The sequence below is a fragment of the Thermogemmatispora sp. genome (assembly GCF_019683635.1).
In the GTDB taxonomy this organism is placed as follows: Bacteria; Chloroflexota; Ktedonobacteria; order Ktedonobacterales; family Ktedonobacteraceae; genus Thermogemmatispora.
This window is the reverse complement of record NZ_JADGIA010000008.1, coordinates 25,509-41,969: the sequence shown is the minus strand read 5'-3', so window position 1 is coordinate 41,969 and position 16,461 is coordinate 25,509. Positions and strand designations below refer to the sequence as shown.

11 protein-coding genes are annotated in these 16,461 nt (G+C 65.0%); 5 read left to right on the top strand and 6 right to left on the bottom strand.

The features are described from left to right. Positions 1-120: 120 nt before the first annotated feature. The 3 genes from IRZ31_RS02110 to IRZ31_RS02100 form a co-directional block, all read right to left on the bottom strand. Positions 121-1,335 (bottom strand): amino acid ABC transporter substrate-binding protein, encoded by a 1,215-nt coding sequence (locus tag IRZ31_RS02110; RefSeq protein WP_297149042.1) that lies wholly within the window; start codon positions 1,333-1,335, stop codon positions 121-123. A 169-nt stretch (positions 1,336-1,504) separates the two neighbouring features. After that, positions 1,505-3,214: an ATP-binding cassette domain-containing protein gene (locus tag IRZ31_RS02105; protein WP_112432096.1), complete on the bottom strand. Its 1,710-nt coding sequence runs from the start codon at positions 3,212-3,214 to the stop codon at positions 1,505-1,507. A 161-nt stretch (positions 3,215-3,375) separates the two neighbouring features. Then, on the bottom strand, positions 3,376-4,137 hold the full coding sequence (locus IRZ31_RS02100) for an SDR family NAD(P)-dependent oxidoreductase (protein WP_112432094.1): 762 nt from the start codon (positions 4,135-4,137) through the stop codon (positions 3,376-3,378). A gap of 877 nt (positions 4,138-5,014) precedes the next feature. Between IRZ31_RS02100 and IRZ31_RS02095 the strand changes: the two genes are divergently transcribed. After that, positions 5,015-6,433 (top strand): FAD-binding oxidoreductase, encoded by a 1,419-nt coding sequence (locus tag IRZ31_RS02095; RefSeq protein ID WP_297149038.1) that lies wholly within the window; start codon positions 5,015-5,017, stop codon positions 6,431-6,433. A gap of 288 nt (positions 6,434-6,721) precedes the next feature. Here the strand turns inward: IRZ31_RS02095 and IRZ31_RS02090 are convergent, their stop codons facing one another. The 3 genes from IRZ31_RS02090 to IRZ31_RS02080 all read right to left on the bottom strand — a co-directional run bounded on the left by IRZ31_RS02090 (position 6,722) and on the right by IRZ31_RS02080 (position 10,119). Next, the gene (locus IRZ31_RS02090; RefSeq protein ID WP_112432092.1) at positions 6,722-7,714 is read right to left on the bottom strand and encodes an amidohydrolase family protein; all 993 of its coding nucleotides are present in this window, start codon (positions 7,712-7,714) and stop codon (positions 6,722-6,724) included. A 180-nt stretch (positions 7,715-7,894) separates the two neighbouring features. After that, the gene (locus IRZ31_RS02085; RefSeq protein WP_297149036.1) at positions 7,895-9,034 is read right to left on the bottom strand and encodes an FAD-dependent oxidoreductase; all 1,140 of its coding nucleotides are present in this window, start codon (positions 9,032-9,034) and stop codon (positions 7,895-7,897) included. Positions 9,035-9,087: 53 nt separating this feature from the next. After that, positions 9,088-10,119 (bottom strand): VOC family protein, encoded by a 1,032-nt coding sequence (locus tag IRZ31_RS02080; protein ID WP_112432088.1) that lies wholly within the window; start codon positions 10,117-10,119, stop codon positions 9,088-9,090. Here IRZ31_RS02080 and IRZ31_RS02075 point away from each other — a divergent pair. The 4 genes from IRZ31_RS02075 (at position 10,118) to IRZ31_RS02060 (ending at position 16,459) form a co-directional block, all read left to right on the top strand. Further along, positions 10,118-10,270, top strand: a complete 153-nt coding sequence (locus tag IRZ31_RS02075) for a hypothetical protein (RefSeq protein WP_189362037.1) — start codon at positions 10,118-10,120, stop codon at positions 10,268-10,270. The two genes, IRZ31_RS02080 and IRZ31_RS02075, sit on opposite strands and share 2 nt — an antisense overlap. Positions 10,271-10,684: 414 nt before the next feature. Next, positions 10,685-14,494 carry an NB-ARC domain-containing protein gene (locus tag IRZ31_RS02070; RefSeq protein WP_297149028.1) on the top strand — a complete coding sequence of 1,270 codons (3,810 nt, stop codon included), beginning with the start codon at positions 10,685-10,687 and terminating at the stop codon, positions 14,492-14,494. A 446-nt stretch (positions 14,495-14,940) separates the two neighbouring features. Beyond that, the gene (locus IRZ31_RS02065; protein WP_297149025.1) at positions 14,941-15,942 is read left to right on the top strand and encodes an NAD(P)-dependent oxidoreductase; all 1,002 of its coding nucleotides are present in this window, start codon (positions 14,941-14,943) and stop codon (positions 15,940-15,942) included. Positions 15,943-16,129: 187 nt separating this feature from the next. Beyond that, a complete protein-coding gene (locus tag IRZ31_RS02060) occupies positions 16,130-16,459 on the top strand; it encodes a putative quinol monooxygenase (RefSeq protein ID WP_297149022.1) in 330 nt (109 codons plus the stop codon). The last annotated feature ends 2 nt before the right edge of the window (positions 16,460-16,461 follow it).

Sequence of the window (16,461 nt, the reverse complement as noted above, 5' to 3'; positions counted from 1 at the left end):
GCCCCGCTGACCTTCGCACAACTCAATGGTAAGGCAACAGAGCACTGTGGGCGCATCTGCTCAGGCTCACTCGCCGCGTCCGCGCGTTCGTCCGCCGGTCGGTCGTCTGACGTGGTCTGCTCAGGCCAGACCTTTGGCGGGCGCCTCCAGGCTTACACCCGAGACCGGTGGATAGACCTGGACCGTGTCACCATTCTGCCATTGGAGCATAATGGCCTGCACGGGATCGGCGTGGTTGCTGCCGAAGTGGATCGGGCCAACCGGATAGGTCTTGTTGGTCTGGCCGATGGCCCGGTTAATGGCATCGGGATCGGTTGAGCCGGCACGCTTGATGGCATCGAAGAGCACCTCAGTGATCGAGTAGCCCATGATGTAGCCGGCCTGCTCGATGGTAGCCTTGATGCCGGCCTTCTCGGCCCGCGCCGCCAATTCCTGGCTGCCTGGATAGGTAAAGGAGCGCGACCAGAAGTTGGCAATGAGGGCGCCCTCGCCGACGTTGCCCAGGGCCTGCATCCAGGTAGTGGTCGACGATCCTTTCTCGCTCTCGGCCACAATCGGATGGTAGCCCAGGGCCTTCATCTGCTTCCAGAGGGCCATCGCATCGGGCGGCGTCATCTGGGTAATCAGCACCTCGGCGTTGGCGGCCTTGGCAGCAGCGATCTGGCTAGAGAAATTGGTGGTGCCGACGGGGAAAATCGCCCGATAGGCAATGGTGTAGCCGAACTGCGGCGCCTCCTCGGTCCAGAGCTTGCCCATCGTCACCCCATCCTCCTCGTTGTCGGTGAAGAGGGCCACGCGCTTGTTCGTCTTCACCATGTTAGCCACCTGGAAGCTCATGCTGGTCTGCTGCTTCTCATCGAAGAAGACATCCCAGGAATATTGCCAGCCAGAGGGGCGAGCCGAGAGCCAGGCCTCGATGGGGGCCGTGGTCGAAATCAGCGGGCGCTTGACGCGCTCGGCCACCTGCGAGACCGGGATGACCAGCGGCGGTGTGAATGGCCCCAGGAGAGCCACGGCGTTATCCTGCAAATAGAGGGTTGTCGCCTGGTTGCTGGCGGTATTGGGATCGGAGGTGTTATCGAGAATGATCAGGTTGACGTGATACTTTTGCCCGTTGACCTCCAGTCCCCCGGCGGCATTGATATCGTCGACGGCGGCCTGATAGCCGGCCTTCAGCAGGACGCCGACAGCGGCCAGAGATCCCGTTAAGGGCAGCGTTGCCCCAATCACAATTGTCTGGTTGCCGGAGCCGCCCGTGCCACCACAGGCGACCATGCTCAGGGCCAGCATGGCCATCAGAAATAAGGACCGCGCTGCCTTAGAGACTGTGCTCATGTACTTCTCCTCCTCTGCAGTGTCTGTCTCTCGACCGGAGACGTTCGCCACTGAACGCTGGCGACCTTCTCTGCTCGCGTGGGCGCTCGTTTGCTCGTGCGTTCGTCTGTTGCCGATGCTCTTGGAGAGCCAAAGCAGGCGCAGCATGGCCTGCCGGGCGTGGTCTGGCTCAGGTTCCCGAGACGGGATGCTGTTCTTGCTCGCTGACTGCCGGCGAGTCGGCAGGGGTGGCAGGGGCCGCCGCGACGCCCAGATAGGCTTGCTGCAGCGCCGGGTGGGCGCGCACCTGGTCCGGCGTACCGCAGAAGACGACGCGTCCCCGCTCCAGAACGTAGACACGGTCGGCCACTGCCAGCGAGCGCTGGATATGCTGCTCGATGAGAACGACGCTGATCCCCCAGGCCAGGATTCGTGGCAGGGCCGCGAAGAGCTGGTCGACGACCGCTGGCGCCAGGCCCAGCGATAGCTCATCAAGCAGGAGCAGACGCGGCTCCGCCATCAGCGCCCGCCCGATGGCGACCATCTGCTGCTGCCCGCCTGAGAGGCGTCCAGCCTGGCTGCTCGCGCGCTCGCGCAGCACCGGAAAGAGGTCGTAGACGCGCTCCAGGCGCTGAGCGAAGGTGGTGGTTGCTCCGCGGGTGGCATAGGCGGCTCCCAGCTCCAGGTTCTCGCGGACCGTCTGCTCGCGGAAGAGCCGCCTTCCCTCGTGACAGAGGGCGATTCCCAGGCGAGCGCGCTGGTGGGCCGGCACGCGTGTAATCTCCCGGCCAGCAAAGAGGACGCGGCCCTCGCTGACGGGCACCAGGCCACTGATCGCCTGGGTCAGGGTGGTTTTGCCGGCTCCGTTGGCTCCCACGACCGCCACAATCTCACCCTCCCCAACGCTGAAGTCCAGGGAGCGCAGAGCGCGCAGCTTACCGTAGTCGACGCTGAGGTTCTGCACGTCGAGCAGCGGCGGCGGGGAAGGCCGAACCGCCGCTGTCGACATGGCTCGGGCAGAAGGGAGAGAATGTCTGCTGCTAGTGCTGGCGTTCACCTCGGCTCCTGTCGCCGCCTGCTCGTCTACAGCCTGGTGGATCGCTGCCGGGGTCGACGGCTGCTCTCCTTGCTCGCTGCCCAGGTAGACGGCGATGACTTCGGGATGGCGAGCGATCTCATCAGGCGTCCCTTCGGCAATCTTGCGCCCCCAGTCCAGCACAATGACGCGCCTGGCCAGGGACCGGACCACAGCCTGGACGTGTTCGACGAGGAGAATGGTGACGCCACGGGCATGGATAGAAGCGATCAGCCGGGTGATCTCCTCGATCTCCTGGCCGACCAGACCGGCGGCCACCTCGTCCAGCAGCAGCAGCCGTGGCTTCAGCGCCAGAGCGCGCGCCAGTTCCAGGCGCTTGAGATCCAGGAGGGTGAGAGAGCCGGCCTGACGATCTTTGCGGTCGAGCAGGCCGCAGAGGCGCAGGATCTCCTCGGCATCGTCGCTGAGGCTTCGCCGGCCCGGGGCCTCGTTCTTCCGGGCATGCACGGGGATCAAGACGTTCTGCAGAACGGTCATGCGCCCAAAGGGGCGGGGAATCTGATGGGCGCGCCCGATGCCGAGGCGGGCGATCGCGTGCGCGGGCAGCCGATCGAGGCGCTGCCCGGCAAAGAGGATCTCCCCCTCGCTAACGCGCTGGGCCCCAGAAATGAGGCTCAGGAGGGTGCTTTTGCCCGCTCCATTGGGTCCAATGACGCCGAGCAGCTCGCCGCTGCGCACTTCAAAGCTGATATCGTTGAGGGCCGTGACGCCCCCGAAGCGCCTGGTCACATGACGCAACACCAGCAGCGGGGCCTCATCGGTCCGCTGCGGTTCCCCTCCCACAGTGGAAGCTGCTTGCATCATGCCCCTCCCTCTCTTTTGAGCTTACTTGCTGTCTAGCTCGATGGTATTCTGGTCTGCCTGCCTGATCGTGGCGATCCGCCATTGCTGACTGGCTGGCTGTTTGCTTTTGCGGCTCACTCAGGCTGGCCCAATAGGCGGGCCGCTCTGGTCGCTCTCTGGGGCTAGAACGCGCTGGCCCCACCGTCGACGGCGAAGTCGGCCCCCGTGACCCACGAGGCTTCGTCGGAGGCCAGGTAGATGGCGCAGAAAACCACGTCCTCGGGCGTACCGATACGCTTGAGCATCAGCTTGCGCATGATGCCGTCGAGAGCGCCGGAGCTGATCGCCCATTCGGTTTGTGGTGTGCGAATGAGGGCCGGCGAAATAGTGTTGGCCCGAATGCCGTATTTGCCTCCCTCGGCGGCTAGCTGGCGCGTCATGGCGATAACGGCGCCTTTGCTAGCGGCATGAGCCAGACCGGGGACATCCTCGCTCCCGAACTTGGCAGAGACAGAGCCGACGTTGATGATGGAGCCGCCGCCACGGGCAATGAGGTGCGGCCAGGCGGCCTTACACATGTAGTAGACGGTATCTAGCTCGCTGCGCAGGGTATCGTGCCACATGCGCGTCGTCATCTGCTCGATTGGCGCGATCCAGGCTGTGCCGGCGTTGTTGTAGAGGATGTCGAAGCCGCCGTAGGTCTTGACGGCCAGCTCTACGACTTGCTGGGCCTGCTCGGGATCGCTCAGGTTGCAAGGCTGTAGCGAGACCATCTCACCGCCGGCCTCGCGCACCAGGCGCACGGTCTCCTCGGCTCCTGCAACGTTCAGGTCGCAGCCGACAATTTTGCAGCCTTCGGCGGCAAAGCGCAGGGCTGCAACGCGCCCCTGGCCGCTGGCTGTTCCCGTAATGATGGCTACTTTTCCTTGAAGTCGCCCACTCATCGTTGCGCTCTTCCTTCCAGGCACATGCTCGCCCGCTCGCTGTCTCGACACGCCTGACCCTGTCGGTCAGCGGACCGCCAGGCAGCAAGCATCACCGACTGCGACGGACGGGCCGCCAGACAGGTCAGGGCAGGCGGCTCGACTACCCTGAGCCAGGCAGAGCGGTCACCGACTGGCGTCGGTCGAGGACTGCGCTTGCTGACCTGTAGACCTGTGACCTGCCTGTGACTCTGTCTTTCCTGCAGTGTAGGGGAGGCGTAGGACAAAATCACTACCACTCGCTTCCGTTTTTCCTTTCCGGTCGCTTCCGGTTGAGCACGCCGCACGACCAGGGTCATCGCCAGCCAGGCGGTGCCCTCCGCCAGAGCAGCCGGCTCCGCTCTTCGTCAGGCGCTGCTCGCTACTACTGCCTCGGGCGGGAGCTGACCGTCGGGGCCACAGGTGGCGCCCCGCGCTCAGTTAGTCGCGGGAAGCGAGCGGAAGAGAAAGTCGGAAGCAAGTGGTAGTGATTTCCCGGGCCAGACTAGCTACACTGCATGACTGAGGGCAGACGAGAGAGCTTGCTTGTGCGGCTGCGCACGCCTCTCCCCTTCCCCTGGTGCGGGCTTACTCCTCTCCCCGCATGGGAGAAGCTGGTAAGAGGGAGGAAGGCCGTGCGCAGCTCGGCAGGCGGCGCCCGTCTGCCCCAGCCAGCGCTGTTCTAAAGACAGCCTCTCCAGGACACATCTGGATGAACAAACACCACACAAAGAAGCAAGGACAAGCGTAAGGGTGAGGAGTCGAGAGGAGCGCACGCCATCATGATCGGACTCTATTTTTGGAGGATAGCCGTGAGAGCCGCCAGTCAGACGAGCGTACACCCAGAAAGGCGGTGGGCATGAGCGAGCACAATCGATGGAGACCCGGCAGCACGCCGGAGACGCTGCAGGGCCGCCTTTTTTGGCGGGGCGAGAGCGGCTACGAAGAGGCGCGCTGCGGGCGCATTTTCAATGGGCGCCGACCTGAGCGCTATCCCGCCGCCATTTTGCTGGCCACCAGCGAGGATGATGTGGTGGCAGGGGTGCGTCTGGCACGTGCGCACGGCCTGAAGGTCTCCGTGCGCGCCGGCGGCCATAGCTGGGCCGCCTGGAGCCTGCGCGACGAAGCTCTGCTGATCGACCTGGGCGGCCTGCGTCAGATCGAGCTGGACCGCGAGGCCGGTATTGTGCGCGTCAGTCCGGCGGTCACCGGCAGCGAGTTGAATGGCTTGCTGACGCAGCAGGGTCTGATGTTCCCCGGCGGTCACTGTCCCGATGTCGGTCTGGGCGGCTTCTTACTGCAGGGCGGCATGGGCTGGAACTGCCGCGGCTGGGGCTGGGCCTGTCAGCGCGTTGTGGCCATCGATGCCGTGACCGCCGACGGCGAGCTGGTTCACGCCGACGAGGAGCATCATCCTGATCTGCTCTGGGCGGCTCGCGGCGCCGGCCCGGGCTTCTTTGCCATTGTCACGCGCTTCTATCTGCGGGTGCGTCCCCTGCCGGGAGCCTTGACACGTAGCAGCTTCTTCTATCCCGCTGCCCTCTTTGATGAGGTCATGGGCTGGCTCTACGAGGAGCATCCACGGCTAGCCCCCAGCGTCGAAGTAGTAGCTGTAGGTATGGGCAGCGGCGGCGACCTGACAGCCAGCGCAGCCCCGGTCTTGCTGGTCCAGGGCCTGAGTTTTGCCGAGACGCCCACCGAGGCGCGCGAGGCCCTGGCTCCCTTCGAGCGCTGTCCGGCGCGCTCGCGCGCCCTGCTGGAGCAGGTGCTGGTTCCCACAACCCTGGCCGCGGAATACGTCGAGCAGCGGCGCGCCAATCCCAAGGAGCACCGCTACGCCGTCGATAATGCCTGGCTCAACGCGCCAGCGACGACGGCCATTCCGGCCCTGCGGGAGGCCTTCGTTAGCCTGCCCACCGCGCAATCGTTCTCGCTCTGGTTCGGCATGGCCCCCCTGCATCCGCTGCCGGATATGGCCCTCTCGCTGCAAGCCGATGTCTATTTCGCCAGCTACGTGATCTGGAAACAGCCCGCGGATGACGCTCGCTGCCGCCGCTGGCTGGCCGAGCAGATGCGCCGCATCGAGCCGCTCAGCGAGGGTCTCTTTCTGGCCGATTCGGATTTTACCACGCGCCCAGCACGCTTTATGGACGAGAGCCACTGGCAGCGTCTGCAGGCAGTGCGCGCCCGCTACGATCCCACGGGCCTCTTCCATTCCTATCTGATCAATCCCGAGACCCCCATCAACGTCAATCCCTGGAGCCAGCCCGGAGCTTAGACAGCATCCACCTCACACGGGTCCTTTCTCCATCCAGAGCCGGCTGGGGCTGGTCGCGGTCCCTTCGGGCAGCCTACCCCGTCCGTCCCGACCAGCCCTCTCTCACTGTTCCTTTGCCTGGTCAGGCCAGAGCGGCGGACAGCGGGCCCCAGCAATGGCGAGCGGACGGCGCGGCTCAGTCAGGAAGGCAAGTCGCCCGCCCGCGGCGGGTTGGCCTCCTGACGCAGCCGTTCACCGTCCGCTGAGGACCAGAAGGAGAAAGGGAGTCTGCAGCTCGCTCACAGCCAGTCAGGGCGCGCGGGGAAGCAGATCGGCGTGGCCGCTCAAGATCTGCTGGCGCACCTGTGGCGCCAGCTCTGCCCCAAAGAGAGCCGTTGGCGCGCGCGTTCCCATGTCGAAAGGCAGGTCCGTGCCGAGCACCACGCGCTCCGCTCCCAGCAGCGTCACCAGGTAACGCAGCGGCTCAGCGCCATGCACCAGTGAATCAACATAGATACGGCGCAGCAGATCGAGCGGTGTTTCACGTAGATGGGATAATTCAGGTCGCACGCGCGCCCCATGCTGCCAGCGTCCCACCACAAAGGGGGCCACACCTCCGCCGTGGGCCGCCACAAAGCGGATCTGCGGATAGCGCTCCACCACACCGCCGAAGAGCAGCGAAGCCAGGGCAAAGGCCGTCTCCGCCGGGTTGCCCAGGAGATTGCGCAGGTAGTAGCGCGTTAGCCGCTCGGCCCCCAGAACCTCCAGCGGATGGATCAGCACCAGAGCCTGGCGGGCGTCCAGGGCCTGCCAGACCGGTTCCAGCTCGGGCGCATCCAGGTTCCAGGCATTGACACGCGTCAGAATCTCGATCCCTGCCAGGTGGAGCTGATCCATCAGATAGGCAATCTCTTCCACGGCCCGCTCCGGCTCCTGCAGTGGGGCCAGGCCCAGGCCGTGAAAGGAATGTGGATAGCGGCCTACCACCGCGGCGATCGCCTCGTTCTGTTCACGCAAGAGGGAGGCCGCTTCTGCGCCCGGCAGCTCGTAGAAAGCCATGAAAGGCGGCGGCGACAGCACCTGCAGATCGACACCCGCCGTCGCCAGTAGCTCCAGGCGCGCATCGAGATCGTAGAACTCCTCGGGTCGGCAGGCGCTGCCCAGAGGGATACCGCCGGTCTCCAGTATGGCCGCCTGGCCTTCCCCTCGCCAGCGGGCCCCCAGGATGCGCCCGTCGGGGGCGCGGGCATGCATCTGGAGATGCTCACGCGCCAGATAATGGGCATGAAAATCGATAATCATAGCGTAGAGCCTCTGTCTGCGGTCACTGTTGGCACGACGGTCTCGGCTGCCTGGCCTGGTGCGGACAGGCAGGTAGCAGGCAGGCTGGCAGGTCAGCGGCGATTGCCCTGGCCCAGGCAAGGACAGCGGAGCCGCCAGGCCCTCAGCGCGGGCCGGTGCCAGTGGTCGGCGGCTCGCCCCTCAGATAGGGGTCGCGGCAATCTCGAACGAGCGGCGCGTCAGGCCCTCCACGTCGGCATCGGGCGTCTGATCGCGCTCCCACTGGCTCAGCTGTGATGAGATCTCGACCAGGGCCTTGCAGCGCTCGTAGCGACGCTGCATGAAGCGGTCCAGAGCCTGTGGAAGCGGGTCGCCGCTCTCCACCTCCTCGGCCAGGACGATCGCATCCTCGATGGCCATCGCCGCCCCCTGGGCCACATGGGCCGTCATGGCGTGGGCCGCATCGCCGATCAGCAGCACGCGCCCACGATACCAGGGCGAGGGCAGCAAGAGCGTCTCGAAAGGACGATAGATAACCTCGGACTCATCGGTAATGTAGCGATCGCGCACCAGAGCCACCGGTCCCCCGAAAGGAGCAAGCCGCTCGCGATAGGCCGCCGGTAAGCATTCGCGCGGGAAGCGCGGCGGTGGCCCCGGAGGAGGCGTCTCCACCAGCAGGATGTACATCAAATCGGGAGCCAGCGGAATAAAACCAGCTTTGCCGTGGGGGCCGCCATCGAAGAGCCAGCCAGTGGTGACGTCGGGCAGACGCGGCACATTGCAGCGCCAGCAGACCTGGCCCACGTAGGTCGGCTGGTACTCGGAGCCGAAGACCAGGCGGCGCACCAGCGACTTCAGGCCATCGGCCCCCACGACCAGATCGTAGCTGGCAAAGGAGCCGTCGGAGAAGGTCACCGAGACCTCGCTCTCGGACTGCGCCAGGGTCGCCACCGTCAGGCCCAGGCGGATCGTCGCGCCGGACTGCCGCACGGCATCCTGCAGAATGGCGTGCAGACGGGAGCGCGTCAGGCCGTTCCCTGGGGGATAGTGCGGCCCTGCAATCGGAGGCTGGGGCACCTCGAAGAGAAAGGTCCCCTGAAGATCGTAGAAGCGAACACCCCCCATCGGGTGCCCGGCAGCAATGCACTTCTCGGCCAGGCCGATGCGATCGAGGGCCCGCAGGGCGTTGCCTTGCTGGATAATGCCTACCCCGTAGACCGACCACTGGGGATTCAGCTCAACGACCTCGACCTCGCAGCCGATCTGGCGTAGCGCCACTGCCGCCGTCAGGCCGGCGATGCCGCCGCCGACAATCAATATCTTCTGCGCGCTTTTGTCCATCGTAGGACACTCCATCTTTCGCTGAGGATTCTCCCACCGCCCGAGCGAGCTGGTTAGCCACGCCCGCGCCGACGGAAAGGATTGACCAGATCAGGATCGATCTGCGTACCCCCGGTGGCCGCCGGCTCGGGGAAGGAGCCACCCGGCGCCAGCGGGAAGGATTCCGTCATCGAGTCGGGCATGGCAGCATTGCGATACATGGTGTTCGATCCCTGCGAGGGCACCCAGCGCACCGGCTCCCAGTCCGGAATGTAGTTGCGATAGCCGCCCGAGTTTAGCTCGATACGCATGCCGCCGGGCTCGCGGAAGTAGAGATAGTATTGCTCGCCCATCCCATGCTGCCCGGGGCCGTACTCCATGCTCAGCCCGGCCTCCAGCAGGATATCGGTAGCCCGCAGCAGGTCCTTGATCTCCGGCAGGAAGAAGGCCACGTGATTGACACGGCCCGGAATGCCTGAGAAGTCGGCGACAAAGCCCAGATCGTGCGACTTCTCGTTGGTGGTGATCTGCGTGAAGACGACGATGTCCGGCATTTCGTCAGGAACGGTATATTCCATGAAGCGGAAGCCGAGGGTATCGCAGTACCAGTGCGTGTCTCGCATGACATCGAGCGAGGCGACGGTGACGTGATCGATTTGACGTGGAGCCACACCCCGCCCGGTGAAGCGCTGCGGGCGGGCGGGATAGGTTGAGCGCAGTTCGGGCGGCGCGCTATAGCGATCTACCTCCCAGAAGACTTCGTTGAGGTGGCCGCCGGGCCCGCGGAAGCGATAGGCCGGACCGTGCCCCGGTCCGCGTTCGATCCACTGGCCCTGCTGGCCAGCGGCTTCGATTTCTTTGACGGCCTGCTCTAGCTCTTCCGGTCCCCAGGTGCGCCAGCCAATGTGGCCCAGGGCTGGTTGCTCACCAGCGGTGAGCACCAGGCTGTGGTGGTAGAATTCTCCCCAGCAGCGCAGGTAGCAGGAGTCCCCGACACGCTCGCTCAGCTCCATCCCCATCACCTCCGTGAAGAAGCGCAGCGAATCCTCCAGGGCTGGCGTGATGATCTCCACATGGGCCAGGTGGGCAAGCAGGTGTTTGCTCATGGTCTCGTTCTCTCCTCATTGGGTGATCGATAGCACCAACAGCGGTAGCAGCAGCAGCGTGCCGTCTGGCGTGGCGCCTTCGCCCCCGCTGGCATCGCCGATCCGACCGGCGCCGGCCCACACTGGCGCCCGGCAGCGCGGGCTTCAATAAGGCGCCTCTCTGGTGGTGGCAGGCCGATACCAGGCCAATCCCAGCCACTTAGCAATCATACAAGCAAGCAGAGAGAGAGGCACCGCTCTTGATTGACGCTCAGCCAGTTCTGTGCTACCATAACAGCCAGGACGCTGCTGAGTGCCCGTCATGCCTCTCACAACGCTGTGAAAGGGCCTGGCCTGCTTCCTTCCCGTTTGCAAGCGACGGGCATCGAGCTTGGCGCCTCGTCTGACCGAAGGCTGTGCCTGGTGGAGCGATCTGTTCGTTCCTCTCTCCCGTTCGCCAGACTCGCTCACAGTGTAGCGAAGGGCGGGGGAAAGATCACTACCACTCGCTTCCGCTTTTCTCTTTCCGGTTGCTTCCGGTGAGGGAAAGCACCCGCTGCGCTCTGTCCACAAGAGGATACTGAAAGTGGGCTATCACCGTCGATACAAGCTCAAAGATGACCGCTTCGGTCTGCTGGCACTCACGCTGCGCGAGAAGGCCGGCTTGACACAGACTGAGATCGCGACCATGCTCGGAGTGTCGGAGCGCACGATCCGCCACTGGGAGGGCGGCACGGCCTTCCCCACAAGCGAGAATCTGAAGAAGCTCATCGAGATTTACTGGCAGTACGGTGCTTTCCATGAGGAGCACGCGCGCGACGAGGCTCGTACGCTCTGGCATCAGGCCGCTGAGAGCGCGGCCCGGCGCTCGATCCCCTTCGATGAGCTATGGTTTGAGGAGCTGCTTCAGACACAGCGCCGCTCGCCTGCTCACGTCCGTTCCTCTTCTTCTTCTGTATTGACCCCAGCTTTGATCTCCTCTTCGCAGGAGCCGGCGACCGCCGCCACCGGACCCCTGCCGGCCCAGTCGGCGCGCCCCTCTCCTGCTTCGGCTCCAGCGACCACCACTCACGCCGAGTGGGGCGAGGCTCCCGACGCATCTGCGTTCTATGGCCGTCAGCAGGAGCTGGCTACCCTGGAGCGCTGGCTGCTCTCCGATCATTGCCGTCTGGTCGTTCTCCTCGGCATGGGCGGCATCGGTAAAACAACCCTGGCGGTGCGCTTCGCTCAGCAGGTGGCGCCCTGTTTCGAGTATGTACTCTGGCGCTCGCTGCGCAACGCTCCACCGCTTGATGAGCTGCTGGCCGACTGCATCCAGGCCCTGGCTCAGCAGCAGGGTCTGACGCTTCCAGGGCAGCTCGAAGGACGCATGACCTTGCTGCTCGACCTGCTGCGCAAGCGACGCTGCCTGCTGGTCTTTGATAACGTGGAGACCCTGCTGCAGCCCGGCAGCTTCGAGGGGCGCTATCGCGAGGGCTATGAGGGCTATGGCCGCCTGCTACGCCACGTGGCGGAGTGTACGCATCAGAGCTGCCTGCTGCTGACCAGCCGCGAGCTGCCCGGCGAGCTGGAGCCGCTGGAGGGGCCGCTCTCGCCGGTGCGCATCCTGAAGCTGTTTGGATTGGAGCGCGAGGCCATCCAGCAGCTGCTAGAGGAGCGTCGCCTCTCGGGCACGCCGCACGCCTGGGATGAGCTGGTACGCCACTACGCCGGCAATCCCCTGGCGCTGAAAATCGCCGCCGCTACTGTGCAGGAGGTCTTTGGCGGCCAGATCGAGGCCTTCTTGCGCGAGGGGCCAATGCTGCTGCACACGGTGCGTCAGTTGCTCGATTATCAGTTTGAGCGCCTCTCTCCTCTGGAGAGCGATTTGATGTACTGGCTGGCGATCGAGCGCGAGATGGTCCCTCTGGAGGAGCTGAGCCAGAACTTGCTGGGGGCGGTCTCGCGTCGCGAGGTGCTGGCTGCTCTCAAGTCGCTGCGCTGGCGCTGCCTGGTAGAGCGCGCCGAGCAGGGAGCGATTTTCACGCTGCAGCCGGTGGTGATGGAGTACGCGAGCGAGCGCCTGGTTGAGGAGGTCTGCAGCGAGATCCTGCAGGAGCGCCCGCGGCTCTTGCTCTCGCACGCGCTGATGAAGGCCAGCAGCCAGGACTATATCCGTGAGAGCCAGGTCCGTATGCTACTGCAGCCGCTGCTGGAGCGTCTGCTATCGTTCTGCGGCGATGAGCAGCGGGTAGAGGAGCGATTGATGGCGCTGGCAAGGAGCCTGCGCGGCCTGCCGTACGCTGTGCAGGGCTATGGCGGCGGCAACCTGGTCAATCTGATGGCAACGCTGGGCGGCCATCTGCGCGACAAGGATTTCTCTGGCCTGGCCGTGCGTCAGGCTTATCTACAGGGCATAGAGGCCCAGCGGGCCAGCTTCGCCTCGGCCTGGATCAGCGATTCGCTCTTCACAGAGCCGGTCGAGAGCATCGCCTCGCTGACCCTCAGCCCCGACGGGCGCCTGCTGGCTGTGGGCAGCTTCAGCGGGCAGATTCGCCTCTGGCACCTGACGGAAGGGCGTCCACTGTTGACGCTGCGTGGTCACAGTCGCATGGCCTGGGCCCTGGCTTTTAGTCCCGATGGGCGCCTGCTCGCCAGCGGCGGCTACGATCGCAGCGTGAAGCTCTGGCATGTAAGCGGCGAGGAGCGTGGACAATGCCTTCGTATCTTCCAGGGCCATGAGAAATGGGTGCGAGCCGTGGCCTTTAGCCCCGATGGGCGCCTGCTCGCCAGCAGCGGCATGGATCAGACGATTCGCCTCTGGGAGATCGAGACGGGTCGCTGCCTGAAAGTGCTCTACGGCCACATCGGACCCGTCTGGGATCTGGCATTCAGCCCCGATGGCCGCTTCCTGGTGAGCAGCGGCAATGATGAGACGGTGCGCCTCTGGGACATCCAGTCGGGCGCCTGTCTGCGCATTCTGCGCGGCCACAGCGGCGATATCATGGCGGTTGCTTTCCATCCCCAGGGCGAACTGTTCGCCAGCGGCGGCGAAGATGGCCTGGTCAATCTCTGGGACGTGGCCAGCGGGCGCCGCCTGACCACGCTGCGCCTGCACACGACGCGCGCGGCCACCATCGCCTTCAATCCCGAGGGGACGCTGCTCGCCAGCGGCTGCGACGACGGGGCGGTCGAGATCTGGCGGATCAGCGGCGAGGCTCAGCGGCTGCGCATGCTGCACGGGCACTCAACTTTTGTGAGTGCTGTGGCTTTCGGTCCTTCCGGCCTGCTGATCAGTGTCTCCTACAGCGGCAAGGTCAAGCTCTGGGATGTGGAGAGCGGCAAGTGTCTGCGCACGCTGCAGGGCCATAGCAGCGTGGCCCGCTCAATGGCCTTCAGTCCCGATGGTCGCTATCTGGTGCACGGAGACGACAACGGCCTGCTGCGCCTCTGGCTCCTGGAGCCTGGGGGCCAGGCCCGCTGCCTGCGCGCCTTCCAGGGCCATGCCGGCCCGATCTGGTCGATCCTCTTCCGCGACAGCCGGACCTTTATCAGCAGCGGTGATGATCAGGCGATCCGCCTGTGGTCCCTGGGCGAGCAGGACCAGGAAGGGGCGCGCTGCTTGAAAACCTGGCATGGCCACAGCGCCGTCATCTGGTCCCTGGCTCTCGCTCCCGACGGCCAGCTGCTCGCCAGCGGGAGCCACGATTGCACCGTCCAGCTCTGGGACCTGCGCCGCGAGGGCCAGGCGGCCTGCCTGAAGACCCTCCACGGTCATGGCTCGATGGTCTGGTCGGTGGCTTTCAGCCCCGATGGCAGCCTGCTTGCCAGCGGCGACAACGACGGCGAGATCAAGCTCTGGGAGGTCGAGAGCGGGCGCTGCCTGCGGACGCTCCAGGGCGAGGCCAGCCCGATCGGAGCCTTGACTTTCAGCTCCGATGGCCGCTTCCTGCTGAGCAGCAGCAACGATGGCAGCCTGAGTCTCTGGGAGGTGAGCAGCGGCTACCGCTATCAGCGCTGGCCCGGCCACGGGACGCTCACCTGGTTCCGGGCCATCGCCTTCAGCCCCGATGGTAGCCTGCTCGCCAGCGGCGATGAGCATAGCCTGCGCCTGGGCCAGATCGACGGCCTGAGCTACCATCTCTGCGAGCAGACCTTTGCCAGCCACCGGGGCCAGGTCTGGTCGGTGGCCTTCAGCGCCGACGGCCAGCTGCTCGCCAGTGGCGACGATGATGGCGTCATTTTCGTCTCTCAGGCCAGAACGGGGGCCTGCCTCTACGTCCTGCGAAGCGAGCGCCCCTATGAGGGCATGAACATCCGCCATGTGCGCGGCCTCAGCGAGGCGCAGAAAGCCTCTCTCAAAGCCCTTGGCGCCTGCGAGGGAGGCGAGGCCACGCCGATTGCTCCCCTCAGCTAGGCCACGATTTCCTCAAGCGCTGGCCTCTCTGCTCTACTGCCTTTCTTTCTGTCTCCCCCATTCCAAAGAGCCTCTGCAACTGAGTTGGAGGGCCGGACCGGAAGCAACCGGAAAAGCGAAAACGGAAGCGAACGGTAGTGAACTCTGGTCCCGGTCCGGCTACACTGGGCAATAGAGTGGAGGAACAGATGGCTGGTGCTACGCTGTGCTGTGCCTGGGCCTGCGCTGCTTTGTGGGCCTTCCATCGCCGTCGGTTGCGCTCCTGCCGCTCCCGCTCCCCAGGAGCGGCCCCGCTGGCTTCCTGGGCGCTTCTCCCCGTTCACCAGCGCGCCGGGCGCCTGCGGCCAGCATACCGCCAGCGATCGGGCACAGCGCACAGCACTGGCCGGTAGAGACCGCCATCTCATCAGCAACGCGGTAGGCAGCAGAGGAGGAATAGAGCGAGCATGGCCCAAGAACGCTTTCTTGTTACCGGGGCCCTGGGCTGTATCGGGGCCTGGACCGTGCGCAACCTTGTGCGCGAAGGCACTCCCGTGGTCGCCTTCGACCTGGGCCAGGAAGCGCGGCGACTCAAGCTGATCATGTCGCCCGCGGAGCTGGCCAGCATCACCTTTGTGCAAGGCGACCTCAGCGAGCTGGCAGCCGTGGAGCAGGTCATTGACCAGTACGGGATCACCCATATCATCCATCTGGCCGCGCTCCAGATGCCTTCTGTACGCGCCAATCCCTCCCTGGGAGCGCGCGTCAACGTCGTCGGTACCGTCAATGTTTTCGAGGCCAGCCGTCGCCGAGCGGACCAGATCAGGCGCATCGTCTATGCCTCCTCCGTGGCCGTCTACGATCCCGGGGCTGGTGGGCCAGCGGGCATCGTCCAGCACGATACGCCGCTGCGCCCCAACTCGCTCTACGGCGTCTTCAAACAAGCGAACGAGGGCACGGCGCGCATCTACTGGCAAGAGCATGGCCTCACCAGCATCGGCCTGCGTCCGGCGACCGTCTACGGTCCGGGACGCGACCAGGGTCTGACTTCAGCTCCCACTCGGGCCATGCTGGCCGCAGTGCTTGGGCGACCCTTCCACATACCCTTTGGGGGACGGGGCGAGTTCCAATACGCCGATGATGTGGCCAAAACCTTCATTGCCTGTGCCCGCGCGCCTTTCGAGGGCGCCGAGGTCTTCAATCTGCACGGGGCCGTCGCCCACATGAGCGAAATTGTGGCCCTCATCGAGGAACTGCTGCCAGAGAGTCGCGGCCTGATCACCTTCGCCGAGCCGGCCTTTCCTTCGCCCGAGGCCTATTCTTCCGAGGCCCTGAGCCGCGTCATCGGAACACCGCCACAGACTCCGCTGCACGAGGGTATCGCCGCCACTCTTGCCCTCTTTCGGGAGCGGGTCGCGCGCGGCGAGCTAAACGAGCAGGCACTGCAAGAGGGCAGCGCCGGCAGCTAAAAAGAGGCACCGAAGCGCTCCAGCAGCTCAAGCCAGCGCGGCTCTCGCCTTTGTGCCCTGTTCCAGGACACTTGCGACGATGCTCCCCATGTCCGTGAGATCCGCACCTCTCTGCCCAAGCGCGACGGGGAGCAGAGGGTCTGCATACGATCAGCAGGAAGCAGATGAGAAAGGAAGAGAAGAGCTAATGATTGTGCTCGTGGCACGTTACTACGGCAAGCCGGGTCAGGGCGACGCCATTGAGGCCGCCCTCAAACAGATGGCGCCTCGCGTCGCCGCCAGTGAGCCTGGCTGCTTGCTCTATCACGCCTGTCGCTCGCAGGAGCATCCCGACCAGTTCCTGCTCTACGAGCAGTACGTCGACGAGGCCGCCCTGCAGCACCATCGAGAAACGCCGCATTACCGCCAGTTTGTCGAAGAGACCATTCTGCCGCTGCTGGAGAAGCGCGAGCGCGATCTCTACACGCTGGTCGTTGGTCAGCCACCAGCCTCCACAGAGCAGAGAGCAGGCGAGTAGCA